This is a genomic window from Variovorax sp. J31P179 (assembly GCF_030316985.1).
In the GTDB taxonomy this organism is placed as follows: domain Bacteria; phylum Pseudomonadota; class Gammaproteobacteria; order Burkholderiales; family Burkholderiaceae_C; genus Variovorax; species Variovorax ginsengisoli_B.
In genome coordinates, this window is sequence record NZ_JASZYL010000001.1 from 1 (window position 1) to 12,864 (window position 12,864).

The 12,864-nt window shown below is 69.4% G+C and carries 13 protein-coding genes; 6 read left to right on the forward strand and 7 right to left on the reverse strand.

Annotation, left to right across the window (positions count from 1 at the left end):
• Positions 1 to 72: 72 nt before the first annotated feature.
• Positions 73 to 603 (reverse strand): LysR family transcriptional regulator, encoded by a 531-nt coding sequence (locus QTI17_RS00005; protein WP_286530165.1) that lies wholly within the window; start codon positions 601 to 603, stop codon positions 73 to 75.
• Between the two features lie 67 nt (positions 604 to 670).
• On the opposite strand from QTI17_RS00005, the gene QTI17_RS00010 reads away from it, so the two are divergent.
• Positions 671 to 1,762, forward strand: coding sequence for a Rieske 2Fe-2S domain-containing protein (locus QTI17_RS00010; protein WP_286530167.1), 1,092 nt, complete (start codon positions 671 to 673; stop codon positions 1,760 to 1,762).
• Here the strand turns inward: QTI17_RS00010 and QTI17_RS00015 are convergent.
• The gene (locus QTI17_RS00015; protein ID WP_286530169.1) at positions 1,725 to 2,651 is read right to left on the reverse strand and encodes a LysR family transcriptional regulator; all 927 of its coding nucleotides are present in this window, start codon (positions 2,649 to 2,651) and stop codon (positions 1,725 to 1,727) included. The genes QTI17_RS00010 and QTI17_RS00015 overlap by 38 nt on opposite strands.
• A 78-nt stretch (positions 2,652 to 2,729) precedes the next feature.
• Here QTI17_RS00015 and QTI17_RS00020 point away from each other — a divergent pair, with 78 nt between their 5' ends.
• From QTI17_RS00020 to QTI17_RS00040, 5 genes are read left to right on the forward strand one after another with little or no spacing between them, the layout of a single operon-like run.
• Positions 2,730 to 3,767 carry an amidohydrolase family protein gene (locus QTI17_RS00020; protein ID WP_353506672.1) on the forward strand — a complete coding sequence of 346 codons (1,038 nt, stop codon included), beginning with the start codon at positions 2,730 to 2,732 and terminating at the stop codon, positions 3,765 to 3,767.
• Positions 3,764 to 4,663, forward strand: a complete 900-nt coding sequence (locus QTI17_RS00025) for a VOC family protein (RefSeq protein ID WP_286530171.1) — start codon at positions 3,764 to 3,766, stop codon at positions 4,661 to 4,663. Before QTI17_RS00020 ends, QTI17_RS00025 begins: the two co-directional genes overlap by 4 nt.
• Positions 4,664 to 4,683: 20 nt before the next feature.
• Positions 4,684 to 5,547, forward strand: coding sequence for a fumarylacetoacetate hydrolase family protein (locus tag QTI17_RS00030; RefSeq protein WP_286530173.1), 864 nt, complete (start codon positions 4,684 to 4,686; stop codon positions 5,545 to 5,547).
• Positions 5,544 to 7,097: a bifunctional 3-(3-hydroxy-phenyl)propionate/3-hydroxycinnamic acid hydroxylase gene (locus QTI17_RS00035; RefSeq protein ID WP_286530175.1), complete on the forward strand. Its 1,554-nt coding sequence runs from the start codon at positions 5,544 to 5,546 to the stop codon at positions 7,095 to 7,097. Before QTI17_RS00030 ends, QTI17_RS00035 begins: the two co-directional genes overlap by 4 nt.
• A gap of 28 nt (positions 7,098 to 7,125) precedes the next feature.
• Positions 7,126 to 8,100 carry a Bug family tripartite tricarboxylate transporter substrate binding protein gene (locus tag QTI17_RS00040; protein WP_286530177.1) on the forward strand — a complete coding sequence of 325 codons (975 nt, stop codon included), beginning with the start codon at positions 7,126 to 7,128 and terminating at the stop codon, positions 8,098 to 8,100.
• Positions 8,101 to 8,112: 12 nt separating this feature from the next.
• On the opposite strand, the gene QTI17_RS00045 is transcribed toward QTI17_RS00040, so the two are convergent.
• From QTI17_RS00045 to QTI17_RS00065, 5 genes are all read right to left on the reverse strand, one after another.
• Positions 8,113 to 8,880 (reverse strand): ABC transporter permease, encoded by a 768-nt coding sequence (locus tag QTI17_RS00045; protein WP_286530179.1) that lies wholly within the window; start codon positions 8,878 to 8,880, stop codon positions 8,113 to 8,115.
• The gene (locus QTI17_RS00050) at positions 8,880 to 9,683 is read right to left on the reverse strand and encodes an ABC transporter ATP-binding protein (RefSeq protein ID WP_286530181.1); all 804 of its coding nucleotides are present in this window, start codon (positions 9,681 to 9,683) and stop codon (positions 8,880 to 8,882) included. Before QTI17_RS00050 ends, QTI17_RS00045 begins: the two co-directional genes overlap by 1 nt.
• A complete protein-coding gene (locus tag QTI17_RS00055; protein ID WP_286531300.1) occupies positions 9,680 to 10,645 on the reverse strand; it encodes an ABC transporter substrate-binding protein in 966 nt (321 codons plus the stop codon). The genes QTI17_RS00050 and QTI17_RS00055 overlap by 4 nt, the downstream gene beginning before the upstream one ends.
• 171 nt (positions 10,646 to 10,816) lie before the next feature.
• Positions 10,817 to 12,025 (reverse strand): xanthine dehydrogenase family Fe-S subunit, encoded by a 1,209-nt coding sequence (locus tag QTI17_RS00060; protein ID WP_286530183.1) that lies wholly within the window; start codon positions 12,023 to 12,025, stop codon positions 10,817 to 10,819.
• The gene (locus tag QTI17_RS00065) at positions 12,022 to 12,861 is read right to left on the reverse strand and encodes an FAD binding domain-containing protein (RefSeq protein ID WP_286530185.1); all 840 of its coding nucleotides are present in this window, start codon (positions 12,859 to 12,861) and stop codon (positions 12,022 to 12,024) included. The genes QTI17_RS00060 and QTI17_RS00065 overlap by 4 nt, the downstream gene beginning before the upstream one ends.
• Positions 12,862 to 12,864: the final 3 nt, after the last annotated feature.

The following is a 12,864-nucleotide window of genomic DNA, read 5'->3' on the forward strand; positions in this document are numbered from 1 at the left end:
ATCCTTGCCGGGTAGGACTGTCTGGGTCGTCATTTCCGTCTCCTTGTCTAGAGGTTGGAAATCCCGTTGTAGCTAAACGGGGATGACTCGGGTAGTCCTACATAGCATCTGCTGGAAGAAATTCCCTTTCTGGAGGTCCGGAAAATAGCCGATCGCGAGTTCGGCCGCGCCCGATTCGAGGGCCTCCGCGGCCGCGTTGCGCGGCAGGGCAAGTGATCGAATCCGCACCGATGGCGCCTGCAGCGCAAGCCGATCGAGGATCGGCGGAATGAAGGCGACCTCGCCGATGTCCGGCGTCAGGACCGTGAAGGTTCTCGCGGCCAGCGCCGGATCGAACGCGCTGTCCTGGAGGATCTCGTCGCGCACGGTGTCCATCACGCGAAGCACGCTCGGCGCCAGCGCGGCCGCGCGCGGCGTCGGCTTCATCTCGGCGCCGATCTTCACGAAGAGTTGATCGTCGAACAGCGCGCGCAGCCGTGCCACGGCGGCGCTGGTGGCCGGCTGGCTCAGGCCGATGGCCTCCGACGCCCGCGTCACGCTGCGGTGCTTGAGCATGGCGTCGAAGACGACCAGCAGGTTGAGATCGAGCGACCTTAAATCCATCGCATGGATTCCCCGTATTCATGACATTGAGTTGATGGATTCTGATGCTATTCCTAGGATCGCTCCGATGAACACCCCCAATTCATTTGAATCGCCTGGCCGAGCCTTTCTCTTCAACGCGTGGTACGCGGCGGCATGGGCCGACGAACTCACAGACCAGATGCTTCCCCGCCGCCTGCTGGACATTCCCGTCGTGTTTTTCCGCACCTCGGACGGTCGGCCGAATGCACTGCACGACCGCTGTCCGCACCGGTTCGCGCCGCTGCACCTCGGCAAGCGGGTCGACGACCGGATCGAGTGCGCCTATCACGGCCTGCGCTTCGACTGCAGCGGCGCTTGCGTGCACAACCCGCATGGCAACGGCATGATCCCGAAGCGCGCAGTGGTGCGCAGCTTCCCGGTGGTGGAGCGCTACCACCTGATCTGGGTCTGGATGGGCGACGCCGAGCGGGCGGATCCGTCGGCCATCCCCGAATTCGAGTTCCTGACCGATCCCGACTTCCAGAACGTCAAGGGCTACACGCTGGCCGAAGGCCACTACGAACTGATGACCGACAACATCATGGACCTCGGCCACATCGAGTTCCTGCATCCGGGACTGCTCGGCAGCGAGGCGGTCCGACGCGCGCAGTCGGGCGTGGTCCAGGAAGGCCACACCGTGCTCTCGAAGCGCCGCACCAGCCATGAGATTCTTCCGCCCTTCCTGCAGCGCTGGTACGAAGCCGGGGATCGCTTCGTCGAGCGCTGGCTCGATGTGCGCTGGGACCCGCCCGCACTGATGAAGCTGAGCGTGGGCGTGCTGCCCGAGGGCGAGCCCGCGCAGAGCGCGAACGAAAGCCAGGGCTGCCATCTGATGACGCCGGCCTCGGCCACCGCGACCCACTATTTCTGGGCCCAGGGGCGCAACTGGGGGGCCCGCGATCCCGAGATGGACAGCGGGCGCCTGGCCTCCCTGCGCAAGGCCTTCGACACGCAGGACAAGCCGATGATCGAGGCGGTCCACCAGAACATGGGCGGCCTCGCGCTGGACGAATTGAACCCTGTCATGCTGTCCGTCGACGCCGGGCCGGTGCGCGCCCGACGCGTGCTGGCGCAACTGATCGCGGCGGAGCAGACGGCCCTCAGCCCGGCATCTGCGCCCCGGCCTCCCGGCGATTGACGTCATAGAACAGCCCCCGCAGCCAGCGGTTGGCGGGATCGTTCTGCATGCGCCGGTGCCAGTACTGCTGCAGTTGCAGCTGCGGCGGCCGGAACGGCAGCGCGATCTCCTTGATCGCGACATGCCGGCCGACCACGGTGGCGATGTCCTGCGGCACCGTGGCGATCAGGTCGCTGCCTGGCAGCAGCACCACCAGGCTCATGAAATGCGACAGCTCCAGCGTGACATGGCGCTGCCAGCCCTTGTCGTCGAGGAAGCGGTCCAGCAGATGTTCCCGGCCATCGGGCCGCACGACGATGTGGCGCGCCGACAGGTACTGCTTCAGCGTCATGCGCGACCCCGCTGCCGTGTGGCGGGAACAGGCGATGCAGGTGTAGGTGCTCATGAAAAGCGCCTGCTGGAAATAGCCGGCCCGCTGCAGGTCCGGAAAAAAGCCGACGGCGAGCTCGGCCTCGCCCTGCTCCAGCGCGTCCGCCGCCGCCGCCCGCGGCCTCGACACCGCATGCAGCCGCACATGCGGCGCCTCTTCGCGCAGCCGCCTGAGCACGCCCGGCAGGAAGGCGACCTCGCCGATGTCGGGCGTGAGGATCGTGAAGCTGCGCTCCGCGCGCGCCGGATCGAAGGCTGATTGCTGGAGGATCTCGGACTGGATCGTCTGCACCACCCGATGCACCACCGGCGCCAGTTCGAGCGCGCGCGGCGTCGGTTCCATCTGCGAGGCCGTGCGCACGAACAGCTGGTCGTCGAACACCGCGCGCAGCCGCGCCAGCGCCCCGCTGGTGGCCGACTGGCTCAGCGCCAGGGCCTCCGCCGCCTTGTTGACGCTGCGCAGGCGCGCCATCGTGTCGAACAGGACCAGCAGGTTGAGATCGACCGAACGAATATCCATGAAACCGATTTTATCTATCGTCCAAATCGTCTGTACATGGGCTGGTCGACTTCCTACGATCGCGGCCGGAGACACACATTGAGCACGTTGAAACACCCATCCGGCTGCGCCTGCGGCATCGACACGCACGCGCACGTGGTGCCGGAGAACTTCCCGGCCTACGTCGGCAGCCGCCTGCCGTCCGACTGGCCGTCGATGGCCGCGGCCCAGCCCTGCCACCGCAGCGTCATGATCTCGGGCAAGGTGTACCGCACCGTCTCCGACAAATGCTGGGACACGGGCAAGCGGCTGCAGGACCTGCCGGGCATGGGGCTGGCCCTGCAGGTGGTCTCGCCGATGCCGGAGCTGCTCTCCTACTGGATGGAGGCCGAGCCCGCGCAGCAGCTGCTGCGCTTCCTGAACGAGCAGATCGCCGGCATGGTGGCCGAAAGCGGCGGCGCACTCGCAGGCCTGGGCGCCGTGCCGCTGCAGGACATGGACCTTGCCATCCGGGAACTCGAGCATGTGGTCCAGGTGCTCGGCTTCCCCGGCGTCGAGATCGGCAGCAACATCAATGGCGTGGCGATCGGCGCGCCGGCCTTCGACCCCTTCTTCGAGGCTTGCGAACGGCTCGGCGCCGCGGTGTTCGTGCATGCGATCCGGCCCGCGGGCATGGACCGGCTGGTGGGGCCGCCAGCGCTGCAGCAGGTGCTGGCCTACCCCGGCGACGTCGGCCTCGCCGCCGCTTCGGCCATCACCAGCAACCTGCTCGTGCGGCGGCCGAAGCTGCGGATCGCCTTCAGCCACGGCGGCGGCACGCTGGCCTCGCTGCTGCCGCGCCTGCAGCAGGGCGCGGGCGTGTTCCCCGCCCTGCAGGACACCCTGCTGCAATCGCCGGTGGAACAGGCGCGCCGCTTCTTCTACGACACGTTGGTGTTCGACACCCCGACCCTGCGCCACCTGGTCGGCAGCTTCGGCGGCAGCCAGCTGATGCTGGGCACCGACTACCCCTTCAACTTCCACGACCGCACGCCGGTGGAGCGGGTCGAGGCCGCAGGCTTCGATGCCGACACCGCGGCCGCGCTGGTCCACCGCAACGCCGAGCGCTTCCTCGGCCTTTCGAAAGGCATCGCATGAGTTCACCCTGGATCGAGGGGCTGCGCAGCGTGGCACTCGAAGTGCCCGACCTGGCGCAGGCCGAAAGCTTCTACACCGAGACCTGGCGGCTGGAGGTCGCTGCACGCGGCAACGGCGCGCTCTGTCTGCGGGGCAGCGGCAGCGATGCCTTCCTGCTCGCGCTGCACCAGGGCGGCGGCCTGCCGCGGATCCGCCATGTCACGCTGCGCGCGCGCAGCGCCGAGGCGCTGGCTGCCGTGGCCGCGCAGGTCGAGCCGAGCGGCGGACGGATCCTCAGCCCGGTCCAGCCGCTGGACGAAGAAACGGGCGGCACCGGCTTCAGCTTCCGCGACCCGCACGGCCGCATCTTCCAGGTGGTGCACGGCGATGCCCGCCGCGAGCCGTCGGCGTCGACGCGCGACCGGCCGCTGCGGCTGACCCACGTCGTGCTCAACAGCCACGCCGTCGACGAGACGCAGGCTTTCCTGTCGAAGGTGCTCGGCTTCACCTTGGCCGACCGCACCGTGGCGATTGCCTTCATGAACTGCAACAGCGACCACCACACGCTTGCCGTCGGCGTCTCGGACAACGACGCGCTCAACCACATCGCCTTCCTGATGCCCGACGGCGATGCCGTGATGCGCGGCGGCGGCCGGATGAAGGATGCAGGCTTCCCGATCCAGTGGGGGCCGGGGCGCCATGGTCCCGGCAACAACCTCTTCAACTACTTCATCGATCCCTTCGGCGTCGTCATCGAATACACGGCCGAGGTCGAGCAGGTCGACGAGCGCTACCGGCCTCGCGGCCCCGAGGACTGGAAGTGGCCGCCCGGCCGCGTCGACCAGTGGGGCATCTCGCCACCGCCCGGCCCCACCCTGAAGGAGGCGCAGCGGCGCGTCCTGTTCGTTCCCTCCTGATTCCCCTGAAAGAGAAAGCCATGAACTTCACCACCTACCTGCGCGACGGCGCGCCTCGCCTGGCTGTGGTCGACAACGACCAGCTGATCGACCTGAACGATGCCCAGCCGCAGGTGCCCGACGATCTTCGCCGCGCACTCCAGGCCGGCGTCGACCTGAACGAGGCGGCACGGCAGGCGCTGGCCCATGGCGCCCGCCAGCCGCTCGCCGCCGCGGCCCTCGCACCGCTGGTGCCCGAGCCGGGCAAGATCATCTGCCTCGGCCTCAACTACTACGACCATGCCAAGGAAGGCGGGCGCGAGAAGCCCGACTACCCCTGGTTCTTCTTCCGCGGCGCCTCCTCGCTGATCGCCCACGGCGAGGCCGGCGTCGTGCCCTCGGTGTCCTCGAAGTTCGACTACGAGGCCGAGCTGGCGGTGGTGATTGGCCGCCGCGTGCCGCGCCACACCCAGGAGGCCGACGCGCTGCAATACGTCTTCGGCTACAGCTGCTTCAACGACATGAGCGTGCGCGACTACCAGAAGCGCACACCGCAATGGACCATCGGCAAGAACTTCGACGGCACCGGCGGTTTCGGGCCGGTGCTGGTGAGCGCCGACGCGCTGCCGCCCGGCGCGGTCGGCCTCAAGATCCAGGGCCGCCTCAACGGCGAGGTGATGCAAGACGCGAACACCAGCGACATGATCTTCAGCGTCGCCGAGACCATTGCCCTGCTGGCCGACGTGCTGACCCTGGAGCCCGGCGACGTGATCGTCATGGGCACGCCGGCCGGCGTCGGCCAGGCGCGCACGCCACCGGTGTGGATGAAGGCCGGCGACCGCTACGAGGTCGAGATCGAGCGCGTCGGCGTGCTGTCGAACCCGATCGTGAACGAAGCGCGATGAGCGAACTTGTCTACGACGTCGCGATCGTCGGCTACGGTCCGGCGGGCCAGGTCGCAGCCGGGCTGCTGGGGCAGAAGGGCCTGCGGGTCCATGTCTGCGAGCGGCTGCAGGACGTCTACCAGATCCCGCGCGCGATCGCCCTCGACCACGAGATCATGCGGGTGTTCCAGCAGCTCGGCGTGGCGGAAGCGGTGCAGCCCTATTGCGAGCCCTTCACCAACTCCGAATACTTCGGCGTCGATGGCCAGCTGATCCGCCGCATGACCATGGTCGCGCCGCCCTACCCGCAGGGCTACACGCCCTCGATGGTCTTCACGCAGCCGGCGGTCGAGCGCGTGCTGCGCGCTCGGGTCGCCGAGCTGCCCAACGTGACGGTGGAGCTCGGCGCGACGCTGCAAGGCATCGAGCAGGACGCGAACGGCGTGTCGCTCGCCATCGACACCGCGAACGGCGAACGCAAGGCGGTGCGCGCCCGGTATGCGATCGCCTGCGACGGCGGCTCAAGCACGGTGCGCACGCAACTCGACATGCCGCTGGAGGACCTCGACTTCGACGAGCCCTGGCTGGTGGTCGACGTGCTGGTCAACGACCAGGGCCTCGCCAAGCTGCCGCCGGTGAGCGTGCAGTACTGCGAGCCGGAGCGTCCGTGCACCCTGGTGATCGGGCCGAAGAACCATCGCCGCTGGGAGATCTCGCTGAAGCCGGGCGAAGATCCCGGCGCGGTCGCGACCGACGCCGAGACCTGGAAGCTGCTCTCGCGCTGGCTCACGCCCGCGGACGGAACGCTGTGGCGCCAGGCCAGCTATCGCTTCCACGCGCTGGTGGCCGCCCAGTGGCGCAAGGGCCGCGTGTTCCTGGCCGGCGATGCCGCGCACATGCAGCCGCCCTTCCTCGGGCAGGGCATGTGCCAGGGCATCCGCGACGCGGCCAACCTGAGCTGGAAGCTCGCGGCGGTGCTGCAGGGCGAGGTCCGCGGCACGGCCGCCGAAGCCCTGCTGGACAGCTACGGCACCGAGCGCAAGGCGCATGTTCGCGAGCTGACGAGCCGCATCAAGGGCGTCGGCGCGGTGATCTGCGAACGCGACCCGGCCAAGGCCCGGGCGCGCGATGCGCAGCTGCTGGCGGATTGCGCCGGGGTGGTCAGGGACACGCCGCGCCAGGACATCCTGCCCCGGCTCGAACACGGCCTGCTGTCCGGGCGCGAGAGCGCGGCACGCGGCGGCCTGTTTCCTCAGCCCTGGCTGCAGCAGGGCGGGAAAAGAAGCCGCATGGACGAGGTCGCCGGCCACGGCTGGCGGCTGGTGCTCTCCGCCGACGCTGCAGCGGACGCGGAAGTCGGCGCATGGAGCGGGCTCGCGCGGGTCTCGCTGCAGGCCCTGGCGGAAACCGAAGGCGTCGCCGCCGACTGGTTCCAGCGCCATGCCTGCGTGGCGGCACTGGTGCGGCCCGACAACTACGTCTATGGCGTCGCAGCCACGGCGCAAGACACCACGGCGCTGCTCGAAGAGGCGGCCATCGCCCTCGGCGTCACGGCGGCCTGCGAGGCCTGAACCCAACAATCAACAGGAGACATCGACAATGAATCGCAGGACCTTCACCCTGACCACCGGCGCCGCGCTGCTCGCCACCTGGATGCCGACCAGCTGGGCCCAAGGATGGCCCGACAAGCCCATCAAGCTGATCCTGTCGCAGCCCGCCGGATCGGGCGCCGACTCGATGGCACGCATGATCGGCGACCAGCTCTCGCGCCGGCTCAACCAGCCGATCGTGGTGGAGAACCGTCCAGGCGGTCAGAACGCGATCGGCGCCCAGGCGGCGGCCCGTTCGGCCGCCGACGGCTACACCTTCTATTTCGCGACCGCCGCGGCGCTGGTCATGAACTCCTACCTGTTCAAGAACCTGCCCTACGACCCGCGAAAGGACTTCGTTCCGGTCGGCATGGTCGGCACTGTGCCTTTCACCATCTCGGTCAATGCGGGGTCGAAGTTCCAGTCGCTGGGCGACCTGGTCGCATACGCCAAGGCCAATCCCGGCAAGCTGGCCATCGCCAACGAAGGGCCGAAAACCTTCAGCGGCATGATCACCCGGCTGCTGGCCGCCCAACTGGGCATCGAGGTGAACTCGGTGCCCTATGCCTCCGTCAGTGCCGGCGTGACCGACACGGTCGGCGGCCAGATCGAAGTGCTGGTGAGCGACGTCCCGTCGGTCTCGCAGATGGTCACGGCCGGCAAGCTCCGCCCGCTGGCCGTCACCACCGCCAAGCGCATCGCCGGCTGGGACCAGGTGCCCCCTGTGGCCGACACGCTGCCCGGCTTCAACTATGCCGGCTGGATCGGAATCGTCGCCCCCGCCGGCACGCCGAGCGCCGTCGTCCAGCGCTTCAACCGCGAGCTCGACGTCGTGCTGAGCGACAAGGACATGGCGGCGCGCCTGCTGGCCATCGGCCCGATGACGGACGGCGCCGGCACGGTGACGCAGATGGGCGGCATGCTGGACGCGGAGCATTCACGCTGGGCCAAGCTCACGAAAGACCTGAGCATTGCGCCGGAGTGATGCCAGGCGACGCTAGCCCTCGACCCGGCGCCACGGCGTCGCCCGCCGCTCGGCCCAGGCCAGTGCGCCATAGAGCACGATGCCGAGCAGCGCCAGCATGAACACCGCCGCGAACACCCGCGCCGTGTCGAAGGTTCCCTGCGCGCTCAGGATCACGTAGCCGAGGCCGCGCTGCGAGGCGACGAACTCGCCCACGATGGCGCCCACCAGCGACAGCGAGATCGCCACCTTCATGCCGGTCAGGATCGACGGCAGCGCGCAGGGCAGCCGGACCTTGAAGAAGAAGTCGATGGTCGAGCCCTTCAGCACGGTGCCCAGATCGAGCACGTCCTGCGGCACCGAGCGCAGCCCGTGCACCGCGTCGACGATCACCGCGAAGACCGCGATCAGGAAGGCGATCGCGATCTTGGGTTCGGAGCCGGTGCCGAGCCAGATCACGAACAGCGGCGCGATCGCCACCTTGGGCACGCTGTTCAGCGCCACGATCAGCGGATAGACCGCGTGCTCGAACCAGCGCGACCCCACCAGCAGCATCGCCAGCGCGACGCCGACGACCACCGACAGCGCGAAGCCACCGAGCGTGGTGAGCAGGGTGTAGAGCGTGTGGTCGAGATACCAGTGCCATTCGCCGGCGAGCTCGCCCAGGATGGCCGTCGGTGGCGGCAGCGTCACCGGCCGCACGTGCAGCACCCGCACCAGCACTTCCCAGACCACGAGAAAGGCGACGATCGACATCGCGCCGAGCAGCCATTGCCTGGCCTTGGCGATCCATGGGTTCATCAGGCGGCCTCCTCGATGGCCTGGGCGGGCTCTTCGTTGATGAGCCCCATCTCGTGGAACAGGTCGCGGATGCGCCCGGTGTAGGCGCCGAACTGCGCCGTCTCGCGCACCGCCAGCCGGCGCGGACGCGGCAGGTCGACCTCGATGATGTCGGCGATGCGCCCGGGCCGCGGCGAGAAGACCACCACCCTGTCGGCCAGAAATACCGCTTCCGAGATCCCGTGCGTCACGAACATCACGGTGTTGCGGGTCTCGAGCCAGATCCGCTGCAGCTCGACGTTCATCTGGTCGCGCGTCAGGGCGTCGAGGGCACCGAAGGGCTCGTCCATCAGCAACAGGCCCGGCTGGTCGATCAGCGCACGGCAGATCGCCGCCCGCTGCCGCATGCCGCCCGAGAGTTCGCGCGGATAGCGGTCGCCGAAGTCGGACAGGCCGGTGAGCCTCAGCAACTGCGCCATCGCGGCGCGGTAGGCCTGGGTCGGCTTGCCGGCGAACTCGATCGGCAGCAGGATGTTGCGCTCGATGGTGCGCCATTCGAGCAGCGCGTCGCGCTGGAACACCATGCCCAGGTGGTCGGGCGGCCCGGCCACCACGCGGCCGTCGACGCTGAGCGTCCCCTCGGTCACCGCTTCGAGCCCGGCGACGCAGCGCAGGAAGGTGCTCTTGCCGCAGCCGCTGGGGCCCAGGATGCTCACGAACTCGCCCGGCCGGATATCGAGCGAGATGCCGTCCAGCGCAGTCAGCGCCCGCTCGCCGGGATAGACCTTGCGCACCCGGTCGGCATGGATGGCCGCCGCGTTCATGGCGCGCCAGCCGTCTTCAGCACCACCGGCCGCACCAGCCCCGGCACGAAGAAGTCGTTGCCGTCCTTGATCGACTTGATCAGCCCGGCATCGGTCAGCGTCTTGACGGCAGTGGTCCAGTCGGCGGCCACCGGCACGCCGGTCGGCTGTCCGGCCGCGGCCGGCGACTGGAAGAAGGGCCGCAGGGCATCGATCTGCGCCCGCACCACCTTCTTGTCGAGCTTGGCCTGGGGCCGCTGGGCCACGATGGCATCGACCGCCTCGTCTTCATGCCCGTTCAGCACGTAGGTCCAGGAGGCAGCCACCACGCTCGCGAACTTGCCGATGGCGGGGCCGCGCGACGCGAGCTTGCCTTCGGTCGCGAACAGGCCGAAGCTCGGCATGTTGAGGTTGTAGTCGGCAAAGCGGATGGCGTCCGACGGCCGGGTCAGCGACACCACGGGCAGGAAGAACGGGATGGTCGAGAAGGCGGCGTCGGTGCGGCCGGCGGCATAGGTGGCCGCCTTGCCCGCGGCATCGACACCGATCAGTTCGAGGTCGCTGCGCTTCAGGCCGCCGGCGGCCAGGAAGGCATCGATGAACGGCGCTTCGAGCGAGCCCGCGGTGTAGGCGACCTTCTTGCCCTTGAGGTCCTTCGGCCCGTGGATGCCACCGTCCTTGGGCACCAGCAGGCCGACGTCGCTGAGCCGCGCGAAGACCGCGACCGCCTTCACCGGCACGCCCTTGTCGCGCGCGATCATCATCGACGCCAGCGCCGCATGGCCGACATCGAACTGGTCGCCGCCGCCGACCAGCTGCACCGTGGTGACGGAGCCGTTGCCGTCCTCCAGGCTGACGTCGAGCCCGGCGGCGTTGAACCAGCCCTTCTGCTGCGCCAGGTGCAGCGCGGCGTGCACGCCCCAGGGCGTCCAGTCGAGGCGGACCTTGAGCTTCTCGAGCGCCTGGGCATGGGCGCCCGCCATGGCACCGAGGCCGATGCAGCACGCGAGCGCTGCGCGAAGAGTTCCAGCAAGCAAGCCATTCATCATCGTTTCTCCAGGAGCAAAGGGACCAATCGACAGACAAAGCTGCGCCATCGGCGCGAGTCCTGCGAGACGCGCCGCGGTGCGGGGAATGGGGAACGGAAGCGGCGGCTATCCGACCTGGTCGCCGCGGCCGAACCAGCGGCGGATGCGCGACCACAGCACGCCGACGCCCATGCTGAAGGCATTGAGGCGCGCCGGCGGCAGGGGCGCGCCGGCGGCGCGCGCGGGGTCCATGCGCAAGGCCACGTTCTTGCCGAACTCCTGGATCAGGCGGCCGACGAAGTCCTTGACCAGGCCGGAGCGCGAGAACTGCGCCAGCGGGCCTTGCAGCGAATAGAGCAGGTCGACGTCGACCCGGGTCAAGGCCGGCGAGACCTCCGTCAGCCGGTAGGCCACGTCGCCGTTGGCGCGCGACTGGCTCAGCGAATCCTGGCCGGCGCCCTTCAGCACCGCGCTGCGGGTGCTGTCGTCGCGGTCGAGCCGGGCAGCGCCGTTGAAGCTGGCCGACATCGGTCCGAACTTGATCGCCACCCGTCCCTTGACGCGATCGCCATTGTGCTCGGTCAGTTCGGCGCCTGGCAGGCAGGCGGCCACCGCCGGCAGGTCGGCCATGAAGCGCCAGACGTCGGCGGCCGGGAACGGCACCGTGAACTGGCCCTGGATGCGGGTGCCGTTGGCCGGCGCGGCGCCCTCTGCCGCAGGCGCCTCGCCGCGCGGCACGGCGGCCACCGCCGCCACGCCGGTGTCGGCCGCCTCGAAGGCCGTGAAGCCCGGCGTCGCTGCGGGCACCGATGCGCTGCAGGCGTGAACCGGCATCGCAGCGCGCAGGGCGTCGATCCCGGGGTGGGCGCCGGCGCGGCATTGGGCCAGCACGTCGCGGATCGCCGCCACGATGCCGACATAGCCGGTGCAGCGGCACAGGTTGCCGGAGAGTTCGAGCCGGACCCGGGCCTCGTCGGCGTCGGGGAAGCGCAGCACGATGTCGCGCGACGTGGCCAGCATGCCGGGCGTGCAGAAGCCGCATTGCAGCGCATGGTGGCGCGAGAACGCGGGGCGCAGCAGCGCCATCACCGGGTCATGGTCGTAGCCTTCGACGGTCGTCACCTTCCGGCCGTCGCAGGCCACCGCGAAGGCGATGCACGAGCGCACCGGCCGGTCGTCGACGAGCACCGTGCAGGCGCCGCAGACGCCATGCTCGCAGCCGAGGTGGGTGCCGGTCTGGCGGCCTTCCTCGCGCACGAAATCGGCCAGGTGCATGCGCGCGGGCACGTCGCGTCGGAGCGCGTGCCCGTTGAGTTCGAGGGCGATGGTGGTCATGTGGAAAGTTCCGGAACGAAGATCTGGTGCAGGCAGCGCTCGACCGCCGCGACCATCAGTTTGCGATCGACCGCGTCCTTGGCCGGCAGCGCCGCGGCGACCGCCGATCGAAGCGTGTCGCGCGACGGCATCGCGGCGTCGCGTGCCACCTGCGCGGCGAGTGCCGGCAAGGCCTGCGGTGCGCCATCGAGCGCCCCGAGCACGATGCGCGCGAGCTTGCGCGACGGATCGAACACCGCTGCGCAGCTGGCCTCGGCGAACTCGCCGGTCTTGCGGCAGAACTTGAAATACCCCCAGCGGGCCGCGGGACCGAGCCTGGGAACGAGCACTGCCGCCAGCAGTTCGCCGTCGGCCAGGTCGGTGGTGTAGGCGCCTTGCATGAAGCGCTCCATCGGCACCCGGCGCATGCCGGTGGCGGAGGCGATCTCGATCTGTGCGCCCAGGGCGGCCATCGTCAGCACCCAGTCGGCCGCCGGGTCGGCATGCGCCAGGCTGCCCCCGAGCGTGCCGCGGTTGCGGATCGCCCGGTAGGCGATACCGCCCGCCACCGACTGCAGCAGGCCGTCGCGCAGCAAGGGGTGGACGCCGTCCTCGATCTCGGCATGCGTGACGGCGGCACCGATGCGCAGCTGGTCGCCCTCGGCCGCGACCTGTCGCAGCTCGGCCAGCGCCGAGACGTCGACCACCTGCTTGGGCCGGGTCAGGCGCAGGTTCAGCATCGGGCCGAGCGATTGGCCGCCGCCCATCACCTTGGCGGCGCCGCCGCCATCGGCCAGCGCCCGCAAGGCGTCCTTCAGGGTGGCGGGGCGTTGGTAGTCGAAGCTCGCGGCTTTCATCGG